Below are 23,148 nucleotides of genomic sequence, written 5' to 3' on the forward strand. Positions count from 1 at the left end.
CAGAGGGAGATACTAACATGACACTGAACCGTAAATATCTGATCGGCGGCCTCGCCGCAGCCTTCACCTCCACCGCCGCCATCGCCGGCATGGTGCAGCCCGCGCCCGTGGATGTGGACCTCACTACGTTCTTCGCCGGCGGCGACATGCTGAGCGCCCGCTACGCCCCGAACAAGAATGAGTTCATCGGTTGCGGCGTGCGCAAATTCGATGATGGCGTTGGCGGCGCCACGGCCTTTGGTTTTTGCCAGGCTGAAGACGCTGACGGCGAACGCGCTTTTTGCAACACCGACAATGAAGACCTCCTCGACGCTATCGAGGCGAGCGCAGACTATGGCTATGTGACTTTTAGCTGGGATGAAAAAACCGGTCAGTGCACCCGCATCGGCTTTTCCAACCAGTCCTTCTATGTGCCGCCAAAAGTCGGCAGCAATCTTTAAGCACTCAACTGAGTTTAGTTGCGTAAGCGGCGCCGGGCGGGTCAATCCCATCCGGCGCGCAGCTTTGTTGTGTGTTTATTTTTCGCCGCGCCCTTTCCTGCCAGATTGACAGCATTGCGGCATCGGCCCTAAATGTCAGTCAGGTTGCACGATGGGGGACTTCTGTTGCAACGCGGCATCAACTTTCAACGCCTTGAGATGCGCAAAGCGCTTTTCGGAAATCTGCGCTCCGCGCGCAGGAAATCGTCGGCATGCCGCGCCGGGAATGGCGATGGCTGCTTATGAAATGGCTGGTCCCGCTTTCGGCGTTCCAGACGCTGTTGCTTGTAATGCTGGGGCTTCACGCAATAAAGCTTGATATGCGTACGGATCAACTTGTTGAGTCAGTTGACACCCTGAACAAAGACTTGCAGCAAACCTCGCCCGCCGCGGCGCCGATTGAATGGGCAGAGGCGGCTACGGTCGGCGCCAACCTCACCGCGGACGACATTCGCATGATCATCCGCGAGGAGTATCAGACCATCGCCGCCGAAGACGGCGCCGTCGCACCTGTGCAGCGCGCAGCGAGCGCATCGCCCGCGCCGCAACAGACGGCGTCCTATAACCAGGGGCAAACCCTGCTCACGCAATCCGCGATCGATCAGGACCTTGAAATTTACAAAAAGCGCGGCTCCATTTCCACGATCGAAATGGACCAGCTGCATGCACAGATAGCCGAACTGCCGCCAGAGGCCCGGCGCGCAGCGTTGATCCGCCTGACCAGGGCGATCAACAGCGGTGAGATCAAGGGCCAGTTCTAACACCGGATATTTTATCCTTGGAGGGAGACCATTATGAAATTCAAATCTAAAATTCTCGCAGCCGGCGTCGCTGTCGCATTCATATCGACCGCCGCTGTCGCCGGCTTCAAACAGCCCGCACCGGTTGATGTTGACCTCGTGAATCGCTTTGCGCAAGGCGACATGGTCTCGGCACAGCAAGCGAAAGACGATGTGACTTTCATCGGCTGCGGCGTCCGCAAGATTGCGACTGGCGCAGGCGTTGTCTCCACCGGCTTCTGTCAGGCAGGCGATGCGGACGAGGAGCAGTTCACCTGCTTCACGCAGGACCCGGACCTGCTCGCCGCGACGGCGTCGACCGCCGATTTCAGCTTTATCACCTTCGCATGGAATGAAGACGGCGAATGCACGCGAATCGGCTTTTCGACTCAGTCATTCTACTTGACCGATAAAATGGTCAAATAGCGCTGGCGTTCTAAGACATTGTGCGGGCCGCAAGACAATGTCTTGCGGCCGGTTTCTGTATCGAACCATACCGGGCCATCCGATAACGGACGATCCCGCCTGTCGCCTTCGCCCCTGAGCCGTGCTATATGGTCGTCAGGCAGGGGCGGGAATGAATAATCTTTTCAAAGAACTACGGCGGCGCAACGTGTTCCGTGTCGCTGGCGTCTATGGGGTTGTCGGCTGGCTCCTGGCGCAGGTCGCTGCGACGCTGGAAAACGCGGTCGGCCTGCCCGCCTGGTTTGACGGCATGGTCGTCAGTCTCCTCCTGATTGGCTTTCCCGTCGCCATGATCCTCGCCTGGGCGTTCGAGATGACGCCAGAGGGCGTCAAACCCACCGCCGCCGTGCCGGAGGGCGCGAGCATTGCGCAAAAAACCGGCCGCAAGCTCGATATCGCGATCCTGTGCGGGCTGGCGCTGGTCGCCGCCATGATGGTCGCTGACCGGCTGATGCCGGAAAAGATAATAAGCGGTGCAGGCGATCCCTTATACAAAGAAGGCGCGCAGGCGACAGACGCCTCTATCGCCGTTCTTCCCTTTGCGGATTTATCGCCCGCCGGGGATCAGGAATATTTCTCGGACGGCATGGCCGAAGAGATCCTTAATGTTCTCGCCAACGTAAAAGGTCTGGACGTCGCCTCGCGCACCTCGTCATTTCAGTTCAAGGGACGCGAGCTTGGCGTTCCAGAAATTGCAAAGCAGCTAAATGTTCGTCATGTGCTCGAAGGATCGGTCCGCAAAGCCGGTGATACGCTGCGGATCACCGCGCAGCTCATCGACACTCAAACAGACCGGCATTTGTGGTCCAAGACCTTTGACCGGCCGTTGACGACGCAAAACGTCTTCACAATCCAGGATGAAATCGCGCAGGCGATTGTTGATGCGCTGGATGGCGCAATCGGCGTTGAGACAACGCCTAAAATCACCGTTGAGGCAGTGACCGAAAATCTGACCGCATACGAATTATACCTTCAGGCGCGCAGTCACTTTCTTGCCCGCCACGATCTGGACAAGGCTGACGCCTTATTAATTCGGGCGCTCGAACAGGACCCGAAATTCGCCAAAGCGTGGGAAATTCGCGCAGCGTTGCAGTCTCTACTGCTCGAATATAGCTACGTTAAGACACCGCGAGCCGAGGTTGATGCGCACACAACAGAGTATGCGCAGCGGGCGCTGAGGCTCGACCCGAAAAGCGCTACAGCGATTGCAGTGCTCGCCAAACTGAAAGCCAACACCGCTTTTAGCGGGCGCGCCAAAATCGACTTTGCGGCGGTGATCGCCGATTTTGACCGCGCGCTGGAGATTGAACCGCGAAACGCCTCGGCGCTTTTGTGGCGCGGAATCACGGTTGCCGCAGTCGGCGATTTTGAGGATTCTCTGATAAGCCTAAGCAGGTGCCTCGAGATCGAACCGTACTACGTCCCCTGCGTCGAAAACCGGATCGCCTTGCTTTCGGCCATGGAACGCGATGATGCGGCGCTCAAATATTATGAAGAAGCGCTCAACACCAGCGCGGCGAAAGTTATTTTCGCACCGTTCACCACACTTGCGCGGCGCGGAGAAAAACTCGCTTTCATGTCGGCAACCAATTCGCCGGACCTGCTCCTTGGCTGGCGCCGGCATGAGGACCTCTATGAAGCCATTCGCCATCCTGAAAAAACATACCCGGATCTGGTCGCCGACATTCACCGGTTCCAGGCGCAAACCAGTCAGGCTGGCGAACAGGATTTCACCTATTTTCTCGCAGCGCTCGGCGACTATGACGCGACGCCGTTCACGGTCGATTATTGGGGGGCCAACTTTGCTGGCTACCGCCAATCGCAGCAATTCAGGTCGCGGATCAAGAATTACGGCATCCTCGACTACTGGCGTGAACACGGCTTTCCAGATTTCTGCAAGCCTGTCGGCGCTGATGATTTCGAATGCGCCACATCGCTTGAAACATCCCAATAACGTCAGCCGATTTTTCAAAAAAGAGAGACCATAATGAAAAAACTAATCTCCGCCCTCGCCTTTCTCGCCCTCGCCGCCTGCGCAAAGCCATCGGCGCCGAACACCCAGCCCTCGGGTGACGCCTCGCGCGCTGTGGTGCAGGAAGTCTATGCCGGGTTCGAGGCCGGCGATATGGACAAAGTCACCGGCGTCATGGCGGCGGACATTGTCTGGAACGAAGCTGAAGGAAATCCCTATGCGGACAATAACCCTTATGTCGGTCCGGAAGCGGTGCTGACGGGCCTGTTCGCGCGCCTCGGCGGCGAGTGGGACGGCTTTGCCGCCATCCCGTCGGAATTTGTCGCCGAAGATGACCGCGTCATCGTCTTTGGCCGCTATAGCGGAACCTATAAGGCCACCGGTAAATCCATGGACGCCCCCTTCGTTCATTCATGGACCGTCACGGACGGCAAGATCAGCGCCTTTCAGCAATATACGGACACGGCCGAGCATGCGGCCGTCATGAGCGATTAGCACGATGCTACTTCGCCGCGTCATAGAACACGTAAAGGCCCAGAACTGGACAGCGGTCGCGCTCGACTTTTTCATCGTGGTTTTGGGCGTTTTTATGGGCATCCAGCTTGGTAACTGGAACGAGGCGCGACTTCAGCGCAACACTGAGCGAGAGTTCCTGGTTCAGCTTCGTGATGAAATTGCCGAGAGCGTCCGCGTTCTGGAGTTTCAATCGCGTTATGTTGGAGGTGTCGTCGAAGGTGGACGACGCGGGCTCGCCTTCCTCAACGGAGATAGCGATTGCACGCGCCAATGTGAGGCGCTCCTTGTCGATTTATTCCACGCCTCGCAGGTGTGGGGAACGCCTTACGACTACACAAAGTTTCAGGAGGCCAAGCGCATCGGCTTTCCGTCGAGTCCAGCCGTTTCAGCCAAGGTGCAGGAGTTCTACTCGTACTTGAATGGGTGGGACACGGTAAATGGCTCTGCGCCCCCTTACCGGGAGCGTATACGGAGTTATCTGACGCCCGAGGCCGCCGAACTCCTATGGACCGAGTGTATGCGTATGCCTGGCTCCGTCATTGAAGAACTGACCCGCAATTGCATCGACGACCTCAAGGCGCTTGATGTCAACGCCATGCTAGCAGAGATCCGCGCCGATCCGGAACTGGCGAGGGAGCTGCAATTCTGGCTAGGCCAGAATATCTTCGCCCTCACCGGCTATCCGGACATGATTCGCTATGCCGAGGCTGCGAGCGCGGCGATTACCGAAGAAATCGGGGACGCCCCATGATCCTCCGCCGCATCACCGAACACGTAAAGACTCAAAACTGGACGGCGGTGGCGCTCGATTTCGTCATTGTCGTCATGGGCGTCTTCATCGGTATTCAGGTAAGTAACTGGAATGCCGCGCGGATCGCCGACGCACAAGCCGGAGACCTGTTGCAGCGAATGATCGCGGAGGCGGAAGATGCGCGCGCCGACATGGCCGGATACCAGGCCGATAACCACGTTATTCTGAACGATGCTTTGAAGCTGGCGGCGCGCCTTAACGAGACCGACGCATGCCTTCGTATGGATGACAATATGAAGGAGCTTGTTCTTCGTGTCGGCGACTTCCCCCCGCCGCGCTTCTCGCTGGCGACAGCGCGCGAAGCGCTTGAGTCCGGAAACTTGTCCGCGCTCGACGCGGCGGAGATCCGCGACAGTGTTCGAAAAATCGCCGACGAGATGAATTTCATGGACCGCCAGTGGCAACGCTACATCCGCATCAAACAGGACATCGAACAGAAAATATATCCTGCCGCCGGGCTTAGTCTCACTGGCGATCAGGCGCTCAAAGTTCTTCCGGGAAACGAATTCAGCGGCCTCGAACAGTTTCGCCTGCAAACCCCTGAAGGCGTTTGCGGACAACCGGTCATGATCGCCTACGCTTCCAATGCGGCCCTCACCCAGCATATTTACACGGCTTATCTCGGCCAGGTCTCCGACAAGCTCGATGCGTATGCCGCGCTTTTGTCAGCCTACTCCAGAAATGGCGCCCGACCCGCAAACACGGAGACCGCGCCATGATCCTCCGCCGCGTCATCGCGCATTTTCGCAAACAGGAATGGACCGCCATCGCGCTCGATTTCCTGATCGTAGTCGTCGGCGTGTTCATCGGTATTCAGGTGTCGAACTGGAATGACGTGCGGCGCGAACGTGCGACCGAAGTGAGCTATCTGCAGACACTCCAATCCGACTTTACGATTTCCGTTGGACTTCTCGACGAACATCTTGCTCATATCGCGGAGCGTCAGGAGGCGCTTTCAGTTCTCGCTAATTCGGCAAAGGAAGACGTCAAGCCGGAAGACTTTGACGGCCTGATGCGCATCGGACTTTACGAACTTCAGTTTCTCAATGTCCACCGCGGCGCTTATCAGGCGCTGGAGAACGCCGGCCGCATTGATGTTTTGCAGGATATCGCCTTGCAAAGGTCGCTTGTCGATCAGAGCAACCAGATTGCTGCGATCCGCGAATATGAAGCCGACATGGCGCGGTTCCAGCATCGCTGGGTCGATGAATTTCTGCTAGCCGAATATCGTTTGGGGAATGTCGTCGACTTCGACGGTGTGGAACAAAAAAAGCGCGGCGGCGGCGGTGAGGACTATCGCGATCTGTTGGACGACCCGCGCATCCGCAACCTGTCGGCGTTTCTTTACGACATCCTCAATGAACAGCGCGCACACGGCGTGAGATTGCGCGACACCTATGACGCGTCCGCCGGACAGGCGATGGCGCGTCTTGAACAACTTGGAAATCACCGCAAGCAACCCTGAAAGTAAGACAGATATGAACAACGCAATGATCGTGAAGTCCGCCGTTTTGGGAATCAGCATCCTCGTCGCCGCCGCCTGCTCGCAAGCCGGGGAACAAGCGGCTCAGGTGGCTCAGGCGGAGCAGAAGAACGAACTCGGATACAAGACCGGCGACCCCGCTGACTGGCCGGCGGAACTGGACGCCGTCGCTGCGGCGCCGGGCAATCACAAAATTTTGCTCGAAAACGAGTCCGTCCGGGTGCTCGAAGTTTCCATGGCGCCCGGCGAAACCGAACCCCTGCATTCTCATCGCTGGCCGAGCGTGCTTTACATCCAGCAAGCTGGCGATTTTATCGACAAAGATGCAGACGGAACTACGATCTTCGATACGCGGGAGCTGGATACGCCGCTGACCTTCCCGCTCACGATGTGGAAAGAGCCCGAAGCGCCGCATTCTGTCGTCAATCTCAGCGACGATCAGTGGGTCCGGCTTATCAGAGTAGAAATCAAGGACTGATCCATGCTCCTCCGCCGCGTCACCGAACACGTCAAAGCGCAGAACTGGATGACGGTCGCGCGCGTGCTCGCATTTAAACTCAGAAAAGATTTTGGGAGAAATGCCAATGTATAGAACTGTTTTTAGCTTAGTCTTCGCGTTTGCGGCGTTGGGATGCGGTAATGGCGATAACGCGGCAACTGGGGCCGCTCCATCGGTCGCCGCACCATACGCATTTACCGATGCAACCCTGTTTCCACCCGACCGGACGTTGACCCATGCCGAAGACGGCGTGGTTCTGTCTGACGGGAGCGTTCTTGTCGGCGATTGGGACCATGGGCTTGTCGTCCTCGCGCCGGACGGGACCCATCGCGCGTTCGGCGATTTCGCCGCCGCCGGATTCAAGTCGAAACCGGCGCCCGATTGGAACAGCCCGAATGGCATTTCATTGGAGCCGGACGGCGCGCATGCACTGGTGGCTGATATCACGTCAGGACACATCTACCGGGTAAACGTCACGTCTGAAGCGGTCACACGCATTTACGATCATCCCTTCGGCGTCAATAACGTCGTTCGTGACCCGTCCGGCGCGATCTGGTTTACACAATCCACCACAAACACCGAGGGTGAAGGCTCAGAAGCACGAATGTTCGCGGCAGCCGATCGGCCGTTAACGGACGGCGCCGTCTTTCGCATCGCACCGGAACAGATAAGCGCGGGCGAGATACAGCCTGAGCGGGTTATTGACGGGATGGCGTTCGCCAATGGAATTGCCTTCGACGCCGCCCGCAACCGGCTTTATGTGGCAGAGTTGATGGCGCACCGCGTTCTCAGTTTTGACGTTGACGCCGGGACCGGCGCGCTTTCAAACCGTCAAACGCTCGTCGAGGTTGTAACGCCGGACAATATCGAGCTTGATGAGGGCGGCGCCTTGTGGATTGCATCGCCAGCAGCGAATGCAGTTTATATCGCCGATCCAGAAACCGGCGCTATGCGAACATTCTTTGAGCCGTCGCCGGAGACAAGTAGGGCCCTTGTCGCACAAGTGCGCCAGCGTGCGGAGAACGGTGAAGGCATCCTCGACCTGATCGGCCCTGAAATGTTCGAGCCGATGCCGGGACTGTTAACCGGAGTCATTTTATCTCCTGACGGCGGGCCTGTTTATGTCAGCGGTCTTGGCGACGCGCTTGTCAAAATCGATCGTGAGTGACTAATGCTCCTCCGCCGCATCTCCGAACATGTAAAGGCGCAGAACTGGACCGCCGTTGCGCTCGACTTCGTCATTGTCGTTGTCGGCGTTTTCATCGGTATTCAGGTGTCGAACTGGAATGCCGCGCGCGTCGACCGAATTCGCGCGCAGGATTATCTCGCGCGCATCGGCGCGGATCTCGATGTCGACATCGCCGCAATCGATGACCGCTTGAATTTCTGGGGTCAGGTCGCTGATTATGGCGCGCAAGGTCTTGATTATGCGGAGACCGGCGATGCGAACGGCCACACACAATGGGAATTGCTGCTCGGCTATTTCCAGGCAAGCCAGGTCGCCGAGCTTATCCCGTCACAAGCAACTTTTGATGAATTAAAAAGCGCCGGCGAGCTGGGATTGGTATCCGATCCTGCTTTTCGCAACGCGCTGGGCGACTATTACATGTTCTCCGCCTCTGCGACGGTGACTGAACGTCCGCCCTATCGTGAGCATATACGCGGCGTGATCCCGCTCCGCATTCAGAACTACATCTGGGAAAACTGCTACGCCTCTGATGGCTCGGAGCTACAACAGCTGCTCCCCTGCCCTTCGCCGGTTGACGAAGCCCGCGCGGCTGAACTTGTCGATAAGATCAGCAGTGATGCGGCGCTGATGGCGGAGCTTCGATACTGGATATCGAGCATGCGTGTGGCGGAACTGATCGGCGAAGGCAGGATGAAAAAAGCGGCCGCCCTGCGACAGTCCGTGAATGAACAGCGCGCAGGGCGATGACGGACGCCGACATCAACCGCGCCGCGCCTCTCACATTTCGCGCGTCTTTGGGGGAGAAACTTTTCGTCACCCTCACCGCTGTCTTCATGGGCGTTCTCGCGCTGTTCATGCTGATCGCTACGGTCGGCGGCTTCGTCGCCGGGCTTTTTCTGGGTCTGTTTCTTCTGTTTGTCGCGCTGGTGATCATCGCCCTCACTTTTCTCGTCGCCAAGGAGGCGTTCTCGCGCTGGCGGCTTTACGCCCATCTTGAAGGAGGCACGCTGACAGCATTGTTGCCGCGGCGGCGCGGTTTTATCGATCAGCCGCGCGACAGGGTGACGATTGCGCTCGCCGATATTGAACGCATCGAGACGCGGCACGAATCCTTCGCCAGCATCGGCGTCACCACGGGACAGCAAGCCTACGCAATCGTCAAACGCGACGGTGAGCGGATATTCCTCGGCGCTGACCGCGAATGGGTTCCGCCCTTTTTCGGAAGGCTCGCCAGCGAGATCGCTGCGCGCGCCGGGCTGACGATTGCCGATCTCGGCATGGTCGATGGCGACTCAGGGTTTCTCCTCGTCGCCGCTCAATCGGTTCCGGACTGGGCGGCGCCATCGCTTTCAGCGCCGGAAATCGCCTTGCGCGGCCGCCGCCGCGCCCGCACCGCTGCCATCATGGGCGGCGTTGCGCTGCTTGTCGTTCTGGCGCAGCTTCTGTCCCGGCGCTGAGTCGTTTCATCCCATGACGTCTTGCGGATTTGTCATCAACGCCCCTGAAACGCCCGCCTTGCGCCCGTATTTGCGCCCTTTTTCCGCCCGGTTTGGCTGACATGGAAGCTTCGTTTGCAACAGGCCCGAATGGGCCAGTATAAGACTTGCAACCAGCGTGGGGCGGATGGCGCATCGGGGCGCCGGTATAGTTGACGGCGGAACGGGCATGGCGAAACGGCAACATGACAAAAGCGGGCTTTCCGCCGTGGCCGCCAATCTATGGGCCGATTTGAAACGCGGCGCGGCCGGGTTTCACAACGACTTCCTGAAGTTATTCGGCTTCTCGCCAAAGCCGCCCGTGAAAGAGCCCTTTCCGGAGAAATCGAAATATCCCAAAGCGCCGGGCGACGGCAAAGCCTGGCGCAATCTCTGGGGTTCGGTTGCGCTTTCCGTCGTCTCCGTCGGTTTCCTGGGCGCGGCCTTCGCGCTCGGTCTCGCCTTCATCTATCTGGCGCCGCAAGTGCCGGACAGCGCCGATCTGTGGAACGTCAACCGCCAGGCGGCGATCATCGTTCTTGACCGCAATGGCGAGGAGATCGCTGCGCGCGGCGCCCGCTATGGCGAACATGTGGACCCGGCGGAACTGCCCGAACATCTGATCAACGCAATCCTGTCGACCGAGGACCGCCGCTTTTACGATCATGGCGGCGTCGATCTGCGCGGCACCATGCGCGCGGCCCTCGCCAATCTCAAAGCCGGCGGTGTCGTCGAAGGCGGTTCGACGATTACACAGCAGCTTGCAAAAAATCTTTTCCTGTCGCCGCGCCAAACCTATGAGCGCAAGGCGCGCGAAGCGTTGCTCGCGTTGTGGATTGAAGGCCACTACTCGAAAGACGAAATCCTTTCGCTTTATCTGAACCGCATCTATCTCGGCGCCGGCGCCTATGGCGTCGAATCCGCCGCGCAAACCTATTTCGGCAAGTCGTCCCGCGACGTCACGCTTGCGGAGGCGGCGATGCTCGCCGGTCTGCCGAAAGCGCCGTCGACCTATGCGCCGACGCAAAATCCGGCGGGCGCCCAGCGCCGCGCCAATGAAGTGCTCGACAATCTGCTTGAAATCGGCGCCGTCGATCCGTTCGCGGTGCGCGACGCGCGCCTCCACCCGCCTGTCATCACCAAACAGAATATCGATTCTGGGCTTGGTTATTTCTTCGACTATGTGGCGTCACAGGCGAAAGCGATTGCGCCGGACGCCACCGGCGACGTCATTGTCAGAACCACCATCGACCAGAAACTGCAACGCGACGCCGAAGCGGCGGTGAAGACGGCGATGACCGTCGAGGCGCGATTGAAAGGCGCCGATCAGGCCGCGCTCGTCGCCTATGATCAATCGGGCGCCCTTCGCGCCATGGTCGGCGGGCGTGACTACAAGGAAAGCCAGTTCAACCGCGCTGTGCAGTCCAAGCGCCAGCCGGGGTCGGCGTTCAAGCCTTTCGTCTATGTGGCGGCGATGGAATCCGGCCTGACGCCGAATTCCAGTTTCATCGACCAGCCCATCGACATCGCCGGCTGGAAGCCGACCAATTACACGCCCGGTTATGCGGGCCGCGTGCGCCTGACCGAAGCGGTCGCGAAGTCGATCAACACCATCGCCGTGCAAGTGACCGAACGCATCGGCCGCGGCAAGGTGGTCGAGGCCGCCAAACGCCTCGGCATCAAATCCGAGATTGCGCCGCACCGCTCCATCGCGCTCGGCGCGGTCGATGTCACGCTTGAAGAACTTGTGGGCGCCTATATTCCCTTCGCGCGCGGCGGGCTTGAACCTGAACCCTACACCATCGAATCGATTGAAACGCGCGAAGGCGTCATCCTCTACGAACATCCCGGCGATGCGCCCAAACGGGTCATGACGGCGGATGTGTCAAAGAAAATGAATCATCTGCTCTATCAGGTGATGCTGAACGGCACGGGCCGCCGCGCTGCGCTCGGGCGCCGCCCCGCAGCGGGCAAGACCGGCACCACCAATGACTGGCGCGACGCGTGGTTCGTCGGCTACACGCCGCAGATCATCGCCGGCGTCTGGGTCGGCAATGACGCCTATACGCCGATGGATAAAGTGACGGGCGGGAACATCCCCGCCTCGATCTGGAAAGAGTTCATGCTCTCCGCGCATCAGGGCCTGCCGGTGCTGTCGCTTGACGGCGCTTATCCTGCCGTCTCCTACGCCGCCGAACCGGTGTTGCTTGATTTTTACGCCGAGGTCTCCCGCGGCCTCAATCGCGTGCGCCGCGACGGCAATGAACGGCGTTACCGGCGCTAGGCTTTCCTCAGTTTCGCAAACCCGAACAACAGGGCCTCGGCGCCAACCAGCCACGGAATAGAGCGCGCGACAAAAACATGCGCCTGTTCAACAAAGGAATGCAGCGCTGGCGCTTTTCGTCACTCCGATGAAGGACGATTACCGACCCATGTCAGCAGCGCGTCCAATGCCGGGCATAGCGCCTGGCCCCATTCAGTCAGGCTATATTCCACCTTTGGCGGCACCTCCGGATAGATCGTTCGCTTGACCATTCCATCCACCTCCATCTGGCGTAGCTGCTGGATCAGCATCTTCTGCGAAACTTCCGGAATCGCTCTCTCCAATTCCGAGAAACGCAGGATTTGCCCTCCAAAAAGATGAAAGAGAATGATCAGTTTCCAGCGTCCGTCGATCATTCTGAGCGCGGTTTCAACGCCTTCCGTCGCGGTTTCGCGCGTATATTCTTGAGGTTTTTCCGCCTGACCGTCCATGGCTTACTTTCGGGTAAGTGCCTAACTTTATTGTGCGTTCTTGCCGTGTTTTCAGTCAAGCCGCATATGGCTCCCATCACTATTCAAAACGGAGACATATGTCATGACCGACACGCTTCCTCTTCCCGTTGTGCGCTATCTCGCCGCCAAGACCCCAACCGAAATCGCTGAATGCTTCATCGAAAAAGGCGTCGCTGTGGACGAGCAGCAAACCCGCCGGGGACGGGCGGAAATTGTGAAATGGCGAGAAGATGTCGCCAAGATCAATTATCGACAGGATATCCTGTCGGCAACGCACCACGGAAATCAGGCGACCGTGACGTGCCGCATCACCGGTGACTTCAAAGGCAGTCCGGCGCAGCTCGATTACCGCTTTGATCTCGCCGGAGATCTGATCTCCCGGTTGGAGATCGCGTGATGGCGCTCGATCTCGACCTTGCCGGAAAAAGGGTTCTGGTCACGGGCGGCACGCGCGGCGCCGGCGCGGCCACAGCCGCCTTCTTTGCTGAACAAGGCGCGCGGGTCATCGCCACTGCGCGGCGCCTGCCCGAAGATCCTCCGGCGGATGCCGTCTTTGTCGCAGCGGATGCAATGACGCCGGAAGGTTGCGACGCTATTTTCGCTACCGTCCGGGACCACTTTGGCGGTCTGGATATTCTGGTCCATGTTCTTGGCGGATCGTCGGCGCCGGCCGGCGGTTTCGCCGCGCTGTCGGACGCCGATTGGGAGCGGGAGCTTTCCCTAAACCTGATGGCGGCGGTGCGGCTCGACCGGCGTTTCCTGCCCGGAATGATCGGCCAAGGCGCAGGCGTCATTGCGCACGTCACGTCGATACAACGCCAAATGCCTCTGCCGGAATCGACGACCGCTTATGCGGCGGCGAAGGCCGCCCTCTCTACTTATTCCAAGAGTCTGTCCAAAGAAGTCAGTCCCAAAGGCGTGCGTGTGGTCCGCGTGTCGCCAGGCTGGATCGAAACGGAGGCGGCGCTGGCGCTCGCCGATCGCCTGGCCGCCGAAGCGGGAACAGACCGCGATGGCGGCAAAGACATTATCATGCAATCGTTGGGCGGCATTCCCCTGGGCCGACCTGCCCTACCGCGCGAGGTCGCCGAACTCATCGGCTTCCTCTGCTCAGCGCGCGCCGGTTCGATCACCGGCAGCGAACACGTCATCGACGGCGGCGTCGTGCCGGTCGCATGACGCTCCGTGCAAGCTGCTGCGCATTATCTCTTGCCGACCCGCGACGCCGCGAACAAAAGGGCCTCCGCCGCGATCAGCCACGGAATACAATGCGCGACAAAGACATGCGCCTGTTCAACGAGGGAATGCAGCGCCGGCGCCTTGCCCGTGGGCGACGGAATTGAAAACCAGTCGAAAACTTTCAGTCCGGTTCCATAAGTCCAGACGGTGATGGGCCCCGTCACGACTAAAAACACCACCGCCGCCGCGAGCGCCGCCAGCACCGCGATGCTCACCTTGTCGGCAATCGTCGCACTGGCTGAGCTTCCCGCAAATAACCGCCAGCCAATGTAAACAAGTAGGACAGGCGCGGTCACTGCGCCCCAGCCCACATGATTCCAGATGGCGGCGATCATCGCCTCGCGCCCCGCGTCGGGATCAATCGCTGCGCCATTGAGATATAGCCAGATCAGCCCGCCAAGGCCGGCGATAAAAACCGCAAGCGAAAAGGGCGCTGCGAATGATATGGCGCTTGCAGTTTTCATGCGGCGCTCCTTTTTTCAATGCGTGCAATTTGTTGTTCGAGCCAGTCATGATGACTTTCGAGTTCGGCGACGAACCGCGTATCCGACGGCGCATCGGCAAGCGCCTCTTCTATCCATAATCGCAACACCCGCTCCTGCATCATCAGCCAGGAGATCAGGCTTCGTTCTTCGGCGTGACTGCGGATCATGGCTTCTCTCCTCTTTTCTCCTCCCCCGCTCGCGGGGGAGGTGTCTGCGAAGCAGACGGAGGGGGTGTAACGGTAAAGCCCCCTCCGGTCCTTCGGACCACCTCCCCCATAAATGGGGGAGGAAATCCTTTCCTAAAATCCCTGACGCCAGCTGATGGCGGCCTTGAAGTTGCGGCCCGGCTGGCTGACGCCCGCCGCAACGACCGCATAATCCGCGTCCGTGACATTGTCGGCGCCGAGATCGATGCGCAGGCCCTTCATGGGTCCCTCCATTGGCTGCCATACGGCGTAAACATCGCCGACCGTGTAGCCGTCCCGCGCATTGGTCGGGTCATTCACCTTGTCGAAATCCGACGCGATGGAAACACGCGCGCCAAGACGGAAATCGCCGCCGAAGAACTTCACGCCGCCATCAAGGAAGATCGTCCGGGGACTGAGGATGCCCACATAATCGCCGCTGTCCACATCGCGCCCGTCGATGGTCGAGAAATTGCCGCGCAGCCAGGCGAAGCGGCTGTCATATTGCGCTTCAAGCTCGACCCCGTCGAGTTCAGCGTTGGTGACATTCACATTGCGCGAATAATTGCCGAACGCCTCCCCGGAGCCGCAGACCGGCGCGCCCGGGAACAACTGATCGGGCGTCAGGAAACAGGTGAAGGGAATATTCACCTCAAGATCGATGAGGTTGGTGACGTCGGACTGATAATAGGAGCCCTTGGCTGTGAAACTGTCGCCGTCAAAGAGAACATTCTCAAAATCGACGCCGGCGCCGACTTCCCAGGTTTCCGACTCCTCCGGCACAAGGTCAGCATTGGGAATGAAGAAGTTCGTGACGAAGGCTGGCGGACCGAAAGGCCCGAGCGGTCCCGGCACGGAAAAGTTTGGAATCTGGAAGTGAATATTGTCGGCGTAAATTTCGTTGAAGGACGGCGCGCGGAACGCTTCTGACCAATTGCCGAACAATAACAGCTCGGGAACCGGTTTCCAGGTGGCGCCGACTTTCGGCGAGACCGCCTCGTCTTTTGTGGAGGCTTCGCCGACGGCGTCATTTTCAAACCGGTCCCAGCGAACGCCGGGAACGAGCGTGAACACGCCGACCGGACCTTCAAGCGACAATTCAGCCTGCGCAAAGGCACCGTAGAATTTCGCCTTCGCGTCCGGCACCCCGCCGCGCGTCATGTCGGCCGTCATGTTGTCGCGGCCGACTTGCTCATCCTGATAAAACTCACCGCCATAGGTAAAGGTCAGGGCGGCGGGGCCCGATTCAAAACGCGAGCGGTTGTCGAAGGAAAGGCCGAAAGTTTCAACGTCGCGGCTGACGACGCGCGTCGTGTCCAGTTCGTCTTCCGTCACCGAATTCTTGGTGAAATAGCCGACCAGATTGGCGTCAATAAGCTTGGTCGCGGGGTTAAAGTTCACGGTTCCCTGAAGCGTGTTCGAATCGATGTCGCGATCGACATTTTCATTGCCGGGACCGGCCGGGTTATTGCCTTGCGGGTTGTTGGGATCGATGCTGTTTCCGCCATAGCGCATCCATGACGCCGACAATGTCCATTCGTCACTGGGGCGGAAAGTGGTTTTCAACAGCGAGGACAGGATTTCATCGTCGGCTTCAAGCGTCAGGCCGCTGCCCAGCTCTATGTCGCTGGAATTGCGAAGCGTGAAATTGCCGACCACATCTACCCGGTTATCCTCGCTGCGCCAGACGCCGGTGGCGCCGACGCGCCATTCGTCATTGACGCTCTGATAACCGGAGGAGACTTTGACTCCGGCGCGCTCTCCCTCATCGAGGAAGTCTTCCGCGGTGATCGTCCGTACAGCGATCACCCCGCCAAGCGCGCCGGAGCCGTAAAGCGCGGAAGTGGGCCCCCGCACCACCTCAACCGCGCTGACAAGTTCGGGGTCCACAAAGAAGCGGCCGTCATGACCGGACAGATAGCTTTGACGCGCGCCGTCAAACAGGATCAGCACGCCCTCCCCCGACAGGCCGCGCACATCCGGCGTCATGCCCGACCGGCGAGGCCCGCCGCCAATCGCGGCGCCCGGCACGGCGTCAAAAATATCGGCGAGCGTCGACGGATTGAAATCATCGATCAAGTCTTTAGGGATGACCGAGACCTGACCGGCATAGTCGAACGCCTCGATCGGATTGCGCGTCGCATAGACCGTGACTTCATCGAGGTCTGTCGCGGCCATATCCGCCAACGCGCCGCCGGGTATCCCCCCGGCAAGCAGCGCTGCTGTCGCCGCGGCCCCCTTCAATACAGACCCGCGCCATTGCGTCGCGCCCCGCCAGTTTCTGTCTCGATTGCCGCCCATGATCCCCGTAACTCCTGCTTATCTGTTGCGAATGACTCTCAATTGCGATTTTCTAAGCGACATCAAATGCGATTGCAACTTAGAATCATTCGCATTATGAGAAGAAATGGAGAAATTGATCCGGCGCGGCCGCGTCAAGGGGAGAGAGGAAAGGAAAGCAGCTCAGGCGCAGCCTGGGGAGCCGCCCTCGCTTCCGCCGACCGAACACCGGACCAGCTAGTTGTCATCACCAGAGGGAAGATCAGACCATGAAGATCAGATTCATCGCCGCCATCGGGCTCGCCGCCGCCGCGCTTGGCGTAGGGCTCGGCGGCTGCGCCACATCCACAGCGCAGAGCACAACGCCGGGCGCAACATCAAGCCATCGCAACGCCGATTTCGAAGCCGACAGAAAAGCCATCCTCGCCATGGCGGGGAATTATCATGTCACCTTCGATTTCATCGAAACCGTCGCCTTTGAAAAAGGCTATGAGCTGAAAGACCGCAAACTGTCCGGCGGCAATGAGATCGTGCGTATCATCGCCGATGACGGCGATTTCATAAGCCTGCAGCATATTCTCGTTGTCGGCGGCGACGACAAATTTCCCGTGAAGCACTGGCGTCAGGACTGGCGCTATGAACCGGAAAGCGTGCTGGTCTTTACCGGCGCCAACACCTGGGAAACGCGCGACCTCAGCAAAGCCGATGTCAAAGGCAAATGGTCTCAGGTGGTGTATCAGGTTGACGATGCGCCGCGTTATGGCGCGGTTGGCGCATGGGAACATGAAGACGGCGTTTCCGCATGGACGCCGCCGCGCGAATGGCGCCCCCTGCCCCGCCGCGACGCCACCAAGCGTGACGACTATCAGGCCGTTGACGCCATCAACCGTCATGCGATCACCCCCGACGGCTGGGTGCACGAACAGGACAACACAAAGCTGGTCCTCAAAGGCGGCGAACCGCACGCCCTCGTGCGTGAAATCGGCGTCAACACCTATAAGAAATTCGACGATTTCGAGATCGCCATTGGCGATGATTACTGGACGGCGACCGAAGACTACTGGGCCGCTGTGCGCGCCGAGTGGACCCGCATCGAAGCCGAAAATCCGAGCTTTGGCCTGACGGTTCAGGGCGAGCCGGAGGCGGTCTATATGCCGATCCTCGATCTTGCCGCAGCCGTCGAAGACGGAGAAAAAACCAGCGAAGCCGCGGCGGATGAAGCGCGCGACATTATCGCATCCTTCGTCACCACCAGCCCCGCCGGCCTGCAGGCAAGGCTCGCCTCCGCCGACTAAATCAACCTTCGGAGACAGGCGCGGCGGTGTTCTTCCCGAAATGCCGCGCCGGACCATCGCCCGCTTGGGTCGCACCCCGCAGTGTGCGGCCCGGCGGGCGATGGTTTATGATCTACATCCCTTTCACATTCGCGCGCGCTGGCGCGCTTGTGAGTGGAGCGCATAGGGTTTCGCGGCTAGCGAAGCGCCATGGATGTGCTCGACGATATTCTGGCGACGCTGGCGCTGAAAGGCGCGCTTTATTTCCGCACGAACTTCACTGCGCCCTGGGGCGTGACCGTTCCGGAACTGAAAAGCGCGGCGCGATTTCACCTCGTTGTGGAGGGCCGGCTTTGCGTCAGGGTGAAGAGCGGACCGGCGGTGACGCTCGGCCCGGGCGATCTCATTCTAGTGCCGGCGGGGCGCAGTCACATACTATCCGGCGAGCCGATCGAAACCGCACCGCCCCTTGAAACCGTGCTGGCGGACGCCGGCTACGATGGCGGCGGCGTTCTGGTCGCCGGCGGCGGCGAGGATGAGGCGGCGACGCAGATGATCTGCGGTCACTTCACCTTTCGCGACGGCGCAGATCACCCCTTGTTGCGCGCCCTGCCCGATCATCTTTTGTTGTCGGCGTCGATGCGAGCGCGCGAGCCATGGCTCGATGAAACCCTCCGGCTGTTGACGCGCCGCATTTTTGAGGCCGGGCCCGGCGCGGGCGCCGCCGTGACGCGGCTTTCCGAAGCGGCGTTCGTCGAAATGGTCCGCGTGGGCGCGACCGCCGCGCCGCAAATGGCGCCGGTGCTGTCTGCCCTCTCCGACAAACAGATCGGCCGCACCCTGACGCTGATGCATCAGCGGCCTCAGGACGTCTGGACTGTCGAAAGCCTTGCGGGCGAGGCCGGCATGTCGCGCAGCCGCTTTGCAGAAAAATTCCGCGAGATGATCGGCATGAGTCCTCTCGCTTACTTAAGCGAATGGCGTTTGCAAAAAGCGCTTGCCCTTCTCGATAATGCGCAATGCAGCGTGCAACAGGCGGCGGCGCAAACCGGTTACCTTTCGCCGGCCGCCTTCACCCGCGCCTTCACCGCGAAATTCGGCGCCTCCCCGTCGCAATATCGCCGCCAACATGCATAAATATTGCAGATCGTCCCGAAGACTTTGCGGAAAATCCAGATCTCCGCCGGGAATATTGATCCAAACGCCCGGACGCCGCAGATGGGTTTCGTTCAACAACGAAACGCGGACCGAAAGAAACGATCCGCCCAAAGATCAACGGAGAAACTCATGAATACGAAACTCATCCCGCTTCTGATGCTGGCCGCCGCCAATATCGTCAGCCCGGCCTTCGCTGCGGACGAAAACAACACGGCGCCGGGCCTTACCGCCGCGGGCGCGCCGCTCGGCCTACACGGCGCCGACCCGGTCGCTTTCATCGATATCGGCAACCGCATCGAGGGAACAGCCGCCTTCACCGCCGTTCATGACGGCGTCGCCTATTACTTCGCGACGCGCGACAACATGAATGCGTTCAAGCGCGCGCCGCAGAAATACCTGCCGCAAAATGGCGGGTTCTGCACCTTCGGCGTGTCGGTGGCGAAGAAGTTTGACGGCGATCCGCAATATGCGGACGTCCATAACGGCAAGCTTTATGTCTTCCTCAACGAAGACATCTTCCGGATGTATCAGAAAGACAAAGACGGCGTGATTGCGAAGGCGGAAAAGAACTGGGCGAAGATCCAGCACGCCTCCGCGCGCGACCTTTAACCCCCCTCTTTCTGAACGCGGCGCGCCTTTTCTCCCATGAAGGCGCGCCGCAACACCGGAGACAAACATCATGACCATCATCGATCATTTGAGCGTCGGCGTGCCGGCGATTGAGGAGGCTGCGCGATTTTACGACGGCCTCATGGAAACGCTGGGCCTGAAAAACCTCGCCCAGACGGAGGGTTTCGCCGCCTATGGCGCAGCGGCGCCCGCGTTTCTCATCATGAAACCCGAAAACGGAAAAGACGCCGGCGCCGGCAATGGCATCCACATTGCGTTCTCAGCGCCCGGCAAAACCGCCGTCGATGCGTTTCACGCTTTCGCAACCAGGAATGGCGGCGCCTGCGCCGGCGCGCCCGGTCCGCGGCCTGGCTATCCCAAAGCCGATGTCTACACCGCCTTTGTCCGTGACCCTTACGGCAACAAATTGGAAGCGATCTTCAACGGCTTTGCATCCTGATTTCAAACGTAAAAAAGCGGCTCCGCCAGAGGGCTATGGCGGAGCCGCAAAGAGCGTTTCTCTGCTAGGAGTGACGAAGGTCGCAGGATCAGAGAAACGCAGCGATGGCGCTGAAATATCCGGTGAGGACAAGGGCGATGACGCTCGTGGCCGCCGCGCGATACATTAGGGTGTCTCCTTTCTCGATAATCTCGTTGTTGCGCGCTTCATATGCTGACGCGCCCTTCGAACAACAAGCGATCAAAACTGGATTTTATGATCGTTTTTTCCTATCGAAATCGAATGTTATTGCGGCGATGAAATGGAAAGATCCTTGAACCTGCGCGCAACAACGTCACGGATCACGCCGGCGATTGTGCGATAGGAGTCGGCCCGGCCGGCGCTTTTCCGCCAGATGAGACCCACGCTGCGGGTGACGGTGCGTCCTTTCAGTTTTCTGACAACCACTTCACTGCGCGCCGTCAGCTCTGAATGAACGTAAAGCGCTGGCAAAAAAGCGGCGCCCATGCCCATCCCAACCATCACACGCAGGGCGTCAAGACTGGTGCCCTCATAATCGCGCACCAGCCTTGCGCCGAAAGTATCGCATAGAGAAGAAATCTGGTCGTAGAGGTGATAGCCGGGGCTTAAACTTAGAATATCGAGGCCGCGAAGCGCCGACACTGAAACAATTTTTTCTTTCGCTAATGGATGATCGCGCGCCAATGCGAGATAGAGCGGCTCATCGAAAAGCTTTTCAGCCACATGCTCCTTGCTCGCAGCAGGAAGTTGCGTCAGCACCATGTCATGAACGCCGCGTCCGAGTTCGTCTTCGAGGAAGCGCGGTTCGCTTTCGCGCACATAGAGGCGAAGTTTTTTGTGCGAACGATGCAGCGCCGCCACTACATGAGGCAAAAGATAGGGGCCAAGCGTCGGCTTGGAGCCGAGACGCAATACTCCTACAAGGCCGTGCTGGGCGCCCGCTGCAAAATCGGCGATACCCTGGACTTCATTCATGAGACGCCGCGCGCGCTCCGCCACCTCCCGCCCCGCAGGGGTTAGGACGACGCCTGACCGGCTGCGTTCCGCAAGACGCAAGCCCAACTCGGCCTCAAGATTTTGAACCTGAACGCTCAGCGAAGGTTGCGTCATGCCGAGCCGTTCAGCGGCGCGGCGAAAATGGGCTGTCTCCTCAACCGTAAGCAGGCACTGCATCTGTTTCAGGGTGATCATGGCGGAGTCTCCGGATTAATAGATAGGAACTTTCTATCGAAATATAGTTATTGATGGCCTTTTCAATAGGCTGGCGAAAACCACGTTCTTCCCGAAGCCATCACAGGATGAATACCATGCTTGATTACGTCGCCTCGTCTCCCGCAAGACCGCCCGCTGACAGCCGCCTTGGTCAAGATGAACATCGCATACTCGACCTTCTGGCTTTATGGAACGAAGATTGCGCCGCGCTCAGACGGGCGATTGAAGATCAGACCGACTGGGGACCTTTTGAACTCGCGGAGATGACCCCGGCTTTCTACGATGTGTTCGGCGCGCGGCGCATTCTTTGCCGCTTCATTTTTCACGTTGACGCTGACGCACGCGAACCGTTTGAGTGCGATCTACGCCGCAGACTTAATTCAATTACAAGCTGGAAGGACGCTCCCCGGACGCGATTGCTCGACACAACACACACGGAAAACACCTCATGACAATCCGGAATTTCACTCAGCTCTTTCGTGGCGATGCTTTGGTCGGCCTGATTTTGATCGTGGCGGCGGCGCTAGCTTTATTGGCGAGCAACGGCGTATGGGGCGATTTTTACGATCTGTTCCTGCTGACGCCTGCCGCGATCAAGATCGGCGCCTTCGCTATCGAAAAGCCGCTATTGTTGTGGATCAATGACGGGTTGATGGCCGTTTTCTTTTTTCTGGTTGGGCTTGAACTCAAACGTGAAATTCTGCGCGGCGAGCTGTCTTCCTGGGACAAGGCCGCCTTGCCGATCTTCGCCGCCATTGGCGGAATGGCTGTTCCGGCGTTGATCTATGCCGCCTTAAACTGGGCCGAGCCGTCATCTTTGCGCGGCTGGGCGATTCCAGCAGCCACAGATATAGCATTCGCGCTCGGCTTCCTCGCGCTGGTCAGCATGGGCGCGCCGACAAGCATGAAAATATTCCTGCTGGCCGTCGCTATTATCGACGATATCGGCGCCATCGCCATCATCGCGCTGTTTTATACTGCCGATCTTTCGGTCGAGATGCTCGCCTTTGCGGCGGCCGGCGTCGCCCTGCTCGCCGCTCTGAACCTGGCTGGCGTCAAGCGCGCCTCGCCTTATATTCTCATCGGCGCCGCGATCTGGGCCTTTGTCCTGAAGTCCGGCGTTCACGCCACCCTTGCAGGAGTCATCACCGCGCTGATGATCCCAATGGAAGGCAAACGCGAGAACGACCCGTCACCGCTCAAAACGCTTGAGCACGGCCTCCATCCCTGGGTTATCTTTCTGGTGCTGCCGCTCTTCGCATTCGCCAATGCGGGGCTTTCCCTTGCGAATTTGTCCCCCTCCGCAATGGTTTCGCCCGTGACGCTCGGCGTTGCGCTGGGGCTGTTCGTCGGCAAGCCGCTGGGGGTCCTGACCGCCGCCGCCGCAGTGGTGCGAGTGGGCTGGGCGAAACTGCCCAACGGCGCCAACTGGCTGCATATGGCCGGCGTCGCCGCTTTTACCGGTATCGGCTTCACCATGAGCCTTTTCATCGGCGGTCTCGCCTTCTCAGATGCCGCCATGCTTAACAATGTGCGGCTTGGCGTTCTCGCCGGATCGCTTGCCTCGGGGCTCGCCGGATGCGCGCTGATCTTTCTCGCCGGCCAGCGCGCCTCGGCCGCAAAAGCGGTTCGCGCGAAAAAAAATCCGAGCCGCGGATTTAGGCTCTCAACAGCCACATGATAGACGCTTTCCGCCCCATTTCGCCCGCGTCCTGTGCGCCCCGTCACAGCGCCGGGGCGGGCGAAGAATTATGAAGATATGGAAACTTGACGCCAGATTAT

Annotated in this window: 26 protein-coding genes; 21 read left to right on the forward strand and 5 right to left on the reverse strand. The window is 59.4% G+C overall.

Annotation, left to right across the window (positions count from 1 at the left end; genetic code table 11):
• Positions 1 to 17 precede the first annotated feature (17 nt).
• The 13 genes from ACFOOP_RS19145 to ACFOOP_RS19205 all read left to right on the forward strand — a co-directional run bounded on the left by ACFOOP_RS19145 (position 18) and on the right by ACFOOP_RS19205 (position 11,952).
• A complete protein-coding gene (locus ACFOOP_RS19145) occupies positions 18 to 440 on the forward strand; it encodes a hypothetical protein (RefSeq protein ID WP_379882773.1) in 423 nt (140 codons plus the stop codon).
• Positions 441 to 721: 281 nt separating this feature from the next.
• Complete coding sequence (locus ACFOOP_RS19150) at positions 722 to 1,240, forward strand: hypothetical protein (protein ID WP_379882774.1); 519 nt, start codon at positions 722 to 724, stop codon at positions 1,238 to 1,240.
• Between the two features lie 33 nt (positions 1,241 to 1,273).
• The gene (locus ACFOOP_RS19155) at positions 1,274 to 1,684 is read left to right on the forward strand and encodes a hypothetical protein (RefSeq protein ID WP_379882775.1); all 411 of its coding nucleotides are present in this window, start codon (positions 1,274 to 1,276) and stop codon (positions 1,682 to 1,684) included.
• 151 nt (positions 1,685 to 1,835) lie between these two features.
• A complete protein-coding gene (locus ACFOOP_RS19160; protein ID WP_379882776.1) occupies positions 1,836 to 3,677 on the forward strand; it encodes a tetratricopeptide repeat protein in 1,842 nt (613 codons plus the stop codon).
• 33 nt (positions 3,678 to 3,710) lie between these two features.
• A complete protein-coding gene (locus ACFOOP_RS19165) occupies positions 3,711 to 4,190 on the forward strand; it encodes a nuclear transport factor 2 family protein (protein ID WP_379882777.1) in 480 nt (159 codons plus the stop codon).
• Between the two features lie 4 nt (positions 4,191 to 4,194).
• Entirely contained in the window at positions 4,195 to 4,962 is a 768-nt protein-coding gene (locus ACFOOP_RS19170; protein ID WP_379882778.1) for a hypothetical protein, read from the forward strand.
• Positions 4,959 to 5,741: a hypothetical protein gene (locus ACFOOP_RS19175; RefSeq protein WP_379882780.1), complete on the forward strand. Its 783-nt coding sequence runs from the start codon at positions 4,959 to 4,961 to the stop codon at positions 5,739 to 5,741. Before ACFOOP_RS19170 ends, ACFOOP_RS19175 begins: the two co-directional genes overlap by 4 nt.
• Positions 5,738 to 6,487: a hypothetical protein gene (locus tag ACFOOP_RS19180; RefSeq protein WP_379882781.1), complete on the forward strand. Its 750-nt coding sequence runs from the start codon at positions 5,738 to 5,740 to the stop codon at positions 6,485 to 6,487. The genes ACFOOP_RS19175 and ACFOOP_RS19180 overlap by 4 nt, the downstream gene beginning before the upstream one ends.
• A gap of 13 nt (positions 6,488 to 6,500) precedes the next feature.
• Positions 6,501 to 6,983: a hypothetical protein gene (locus ACFOOP_RS19185; protein WP_379882782.1), complete on the forward strand. Its 483-nt coding sequence runs from the start codon at positions 6,501 to 6,503 to the stop codon at positions 6,981 to 6,983.
• Between the two features lie 106 nt (positions 6,984 to 7,089).
• Positions 7,090 to 8,172: an SMP-30/gluconolactonase/LRE family protein gene (locus ACFOOP_RS19190; protein ID WP_379882783.1), complete on the forward strand. Its 1,083-nt coding sequence runs from the start codon at positions 7,090 to 7,092 to the stop codon at positions 8,170 to 8,172.
• Positions 8,173 to 8,175: 3 nt separating this feature from the next.
• Positions 8,176 to 8,940, forward strand: a complete 765-nt coding sequence (locus tag ACFOOP_RS19195) for a hypothetical protein (RefSeq protein WP_379882784.1) — start codon at positions 8,176 to 8,178, stop codon at positions 8,938 to 8,940.
• Positions 8,937 to 9,650, forward strand: coding sequence for a hypothetical protein (locus tag ACFOOP_RS19200; protein ID WP_379882786.1), 714 nt, complete (start codon positions 8,937 to 8,939; stop codon positions 9,648 to 9,650). Before ACFOOP_RS19195 ends, ACFOOP_RS19200 begins: the two co-directional genes overlap by 4 nt.
• Before the next feature lie 208 nt (positions 9,651 to 9,858).
• On the forward strand, positions 9,859 to 11,952 hold the full coding sequence (locus tag ACFOOP_RS19205; protein WP_379882787.1) for a transglycosylase domain-containing protein: 2,094 nt from the start codon (positions 9,859 to 9,861) through the stop codon (positions 11,950 to 11,952).
• 119 nt (positions 11,953 to 12,071) lie between these two features.
• On the opposite strand, the gene ACFOOP_RS19210 is transcribed toward ACFOOP_RS19205, so the two are convergent.
• The gene (locus ACFOOP_RS19210) at positions 12,072 to 12,422 is read right to left on the reverse strand and encodes a winged helix-turn-helix transcriptional regulator (protein ID WP_379882788.1); all 351 of its coding nucleotides are present in this window, start codon (positions 12,420 to 12,422) and stop codon (positions 12,072 to 12,074) included.
• A gap of 103 nt (positions 12,423 to 12,525) precedes the next feature.
• Here ACFOOP_RS19210 and ACFOOP_RS19215 point away from each other — a divergent pair, with 103 nt between their 5' ends.
• Both ACFOOP_RS19215 and ACFOOP_RS19220 read left to right on the forward strand, forming a co-directional pair.
• Complete coding sequence (locus ACFOOP_RS19215; RefSeq protein ID WP_379882789.1) at positions 12,526 to 12,840, forward strand: nuclear transport factor 2 family protein; 315 nt, start codon at positions 12,526 to 12,528, stop codon at positions 12,838 to 12,840.
• Complete coding sequence (locus ACFOOP_RS19220) at positions 12,840 to 13,622, forward strand: SDR family oxidoreductase (RefSeq protein WP_379882790.1); 783 nt, start codon at positions 12,840 to 12,842, stop codon at positions 13,620 to 13,622. Before ACFOOP_RS19215 ends, ACFOOP_RS19220 begins: the two co-directional genes overlap by 1 nt.
• Before the next feature lie 23 nt (positions 13,623 to 13,645).
• Here ACFOOP_RS19220 and ACFOOP_RS19225 read toward each other — a convergent pair whose 3' ends face one another.
• From ACFOOP_RS19225 to ACFOOP_RS19235, 3 genes are all read right to left on the reverse strand, one after another.
• Positions 13,646 to 14,146 carry a hypothetical protein gene (locus ACFOOP_RS19225; protein WP_379882791.1) on the reverse strand — a complete coding sequence of 167 codons (501 nt, stop codon included), beginning with the start codon at positions 14,144 to 14,146 and terminating at the stop codon, positions 13,646 to 13,648.
• Positions 14,143 to 14,334 carry a hypothetical protein gene (locus ACFOOP_RS19230; protein ID WP_379882792.1) on the reverse strand — a complete coding sequence of 64 codons (192 nt, stop codon included), beginning with the start codon at positions 14,332 to 14,334 and terminating at the stop codon, positions 14,143 to 14,145. Before ACFOOP_RS19230 ends, ACFOOP_RS19225 begins: the two co-directional genes overlap by 4 nt.
• 132 nt (positions 14,335 to 14,466) lie before the next feature.
• The gene (locus ACFOOP_RS19235; RefSeq protein WP_379882793.1) at positions 14,467 to 16,653 is read right to left on the reverse strand and encodes a TonB-dependent receptor domain-containing protein; all 2,187 of its coding nucleotides are present in this window, start codon (positions 16,651 to 16,653) and stop codon (positions 14,467 to 14,469) included.
• Between the two features lie 248 nt (positions 16,654 to 16,901).
• On the opposite strand from ACFOOP_RS19235, the gene ACFOOP_RS19240 reads away from it, so the two are divergent.
• The 4 genes from ACFOOP_RS19240 to ACFOOP_RS19255 all read left to right on the forward strand — a co-directional run bounded on the left by ACFOOP_RS19240 (position 16,902) and on the right by ACFOOP_RS19255 (position 20,133).
• On the forward strand, positions 16,902 to 17,927 hold the full coding sequence (locus ACFOOP_RS19240) for a DUF6607 family protein (protein WP_379882794.1): 1,026 nt from the start codon (positions 16,902 to 16,904) through the stop codon (positions 17,925 to 17,927).
• Positions 17,928 to 18,116: 189 nt separating this feature from the next.
• A complete protein-coding gene (locus tag ACFOOP_RS19245; RefSeq protein WP_379882795.1) occupies positions 18,117 to 19,043 on the forward strand; it encodes an AraC family transcriptional regulator in 927 nt (308 codons plus the stop codon).
• 150 nt (positions 19,044 to 19,193) lie between these two features.
• Positions 19,194 to 19,673 carry a YHS domain-containing (seleno)protein gene (locus tag ACFOOP_RS19250; protein ID WP_379882796.1) on the forward strand — a complete coding sequence of 160 codons (480 nt, stop codon included), beginning with the start codon at positions 19,194 to 19,196 and terminating at the stop codon, positions 19,671 to 19,673.
• Positions 19,674 to 19,743: 70 nt separating this feature from the next.
• Positions 19,744 to 20,133 carry a VOC family protein gene (locus ACFOOP_RS19255; protein ID WP_379882797.1) on the forward strand — a complete coding sequence of 130 codons (390 nt, stop codon included), beginning with the start codon at positions 19,744 to 19,746 and terminating at the stop codon, positions 20,131 to 20,133.
• Positions 20,134 to 20,418: 285 nt separating this feature from the next.
• Here ACFOOP_RS19255 and ACFOOP_RS19260 read toward each other — a convergent pair whose 3' ends face one another.
• Positions 20,419 to 21,345, reverse strand: coding sequence for a hydrogen peroxide-inducible genes activator (locus ACFOOP_RS19260; protein WP_379882798.1), 927 nt, complete (start codon positions 21,343 to 21,345; stop codon positions 20,419 to 20,421).
• A gap of 116 nt (positions 21,346 to 21,461) precedes the next feature.
• On the opposite strand from ACFOOP_RS19260, the gene ACFOOP_RS19265 reads away from it, so the two are divergent.
• Entirely contained in the window at positions 21,462 to 21,818 is a 357-nt protein-coding gene (locus tag ACFOOP_RS19265; RefSeq protein ID WP_379882799.1) for a hypothetical protein, read from the forward strand.
• Positions 21,815 to 23,047, forward strand: coding sequence for a Na+/H+ antiporter NhaA (nhaA, locus tag ACFOOP_RS19270; protein WP_379882800.1), 1,233 nt, complete (start codon positions 21,815 to 21,817; stop codon positions 23,045 to 23,047). The genes ACFOOP_RS19265 and nhaA overlap by 4 nt, the downstream gene beginning before the upstream one ends.
• Positions 23,048 to 23,148 lie beyond the last annotated feature (101 nt).

Origin of the sequence: Hyphococcus aureus (genome assembly GCF_042643165.1) — a bacterium.
Classification (GTDB): domain Bacteria; phylum Pseudomonadota; class Alphaproteobacteria; order Caulobacterales; family Parvularculaceae; genus Hyphococcus; species Hyphococcus aureus.

Coding starts and splice junctions, on each gene's coding strand:
- ACFOOP_RS19145 (WP_379882773.1), top strand. CDS start 18: ATGACACTGAACCGTAAATATCTGATCGGCGGCCTCGCCGCAGCCTTC.
- ACFOOP_RS19150 (WP_379882774.1), top strand. CDS start 722: ATGAAATGGCTGGTCCCGCTTTCGGCGTTCCAGACGCTGTTGCTTGTA.
- ACFOOP_RS19155 (WP_379882775.1), top strand. CDS start 1,274: ATGAAATTCAAATCTAAAATTCTCGCAGCCGGCGTCGCTGTCGCATTC.
- ACFOOP_RS19160 (WP_379882776.1), top strand. CDS start 1,836: ATGAATAATCTTTTCAAAGAACTACGGCGGCGCAACGTGTTCCGTGTC.
- ACFOOP_RS19165 (WP_379882777.1), top strand. CDS start 3,711: ATGAAAAAACTAATCTCCGCCCTCGCCTTTCTCGCCCTCGCCGCCTGC.
- ACFOOP_RS19170 (WP_379882778.1), top strand. CDS start 4,195: ATGCTACTTCGCCGCGTCATAGAACACGTAAAGGCCCAGAACTGGACA.
- ACFOOP_RS19175 (WP_379882780.1), top strand. CDS start 4,959: ATGATCCTCCGCCGCATCACCGAACACGTAAAGACTCAAAACTGGACG.
- ACFOOP_RS19180 (WP_379882781.1), top strand. CDS start 5,738: ATGATCCTCCGCCGCGTCATCGCGCATTTTCGCAAACAGGAATGGACC.
- ACFOOP_RS19185 (WP_379882782.1), top strand. CDS start 6,501: ATGAACAACGCAATGATCGTGAAGTCCGCCGTTTTGGGAATCAGCATC.
- ACFOOP_RS19190 (WP_379882783.1), top strand. CDS start 7,090: ATGTATAGAACTGTTTTTAGCTTAGTCTTCGCGTTTGCGGCGTTGGGA.
- ACFOOP_RS19195 (WP_379882784.1), top strand. CDS start 8,176: ATGCTCCTCCGCCGCATCTCCGAACATGTAAAGGCGCAGAACTGGACC.
- ACFOOP_RS19200 (WP_379882786.1), top strand. CDS start 8,937: ATGACGGACGCCGACATCAACCGCGCCGCGCCTCTCACATTTCGCGCG.
- ACFOOP_RS19205 (WP_379882787.1), top strand. CDS start 9,859: ATGGCGAAACGGCAACATGACAAAAGCGGGCTTTCCGCCGTGGCCGCC.
- ACFOOP_RS19210 (WP_379882788.1), bottom strand. CDS start 12,422: ATGGACGGTCAGGCGGAAAAACCTCAAGAATATACGCGCGAAACCGCG.
- ACFOOP_RS19215 (WP_379882789.1), top strand. CDS start 12,526: ATGACCGACACGCTTCCTCTTCCCGTTGTGCGCTATCTCGCCGCCAAG.
- ACFOOP_RS19220 (WP_379882790.1), top strand. CDS start 12,840: ATGGCGCTCGATCTCGACCTTGCCGGAAAAAGGGTTCTGGTCACGGGC.
- ACFOOP_RS19225 (WP_379882791.1), bottom strand. CDS start 14,146: ATGAAAACTGCAAGCGCCATATCATTCGCAGCGCCCTTTTCGCTTGCG.
- ACFOOP_RS19230 (WP_379882792.1), bottom strand. CDS start 14,334: ATGATCCGCAGTCACGCCGAAGAACGAAGCCTGATCTCCTGGCTGATG.
- ACFOOP_RS19235 (WP_379882793.1), bottom strand. CDS start 16,653: ATGGGCGGCAATCGAGACAGAAACTGGCGGGGCGCGACGCAATGGCGC.
- ACFOOP_RS19240 (WP_379882794.1), top strand. CDS start 16,902: ATGAAGATCAGATTCATCGCCGCCATCGGGCTCGCCGCCGCCGCGCTT.
- ACFOOP_RS19245 (WP_379882795.1), top strand. CDS start 18,117: ATGGATGTGCTCGACGATATTCTGGCGACGCTGGCGCTGAAAGGCGCG.
- ACFOOP_RS19250 (WP_379882796.1), top strand. CDS start 19,194: ATGAATACGAAACTCATCCCGCTTCTGATGCTGGCCGCCGCCAATATC.
- ACFOOP_RS19255 (WP_379882797.1), top strand. CDS start 19,744: ATGACCATCATCGATCATTTGAGCGTCGGCGTGCCGGCGATTGAGGAG.
- ACFOOP_RS19260 (WP_379882798.1), bottom strand. CDS start 21,345: ATGATCACCCTGAAACAGATGCAGTGCCTGCTTACGGTTGAGGAGACA.
- ACFOOP_RS19265 (WP_379882799.1), top strand. CDS start 21,462: ATGCTTGATTACGTCGCCTCGTCTCCCGCAAGACCGCCCGCTGACAGC.
- nhaA (WP_379882800.1), top strand. CDS start 21,815: ATGACAATCCGGAATTTCACTCAGCTCTTTCGTGGCGATGCTTTGGTC.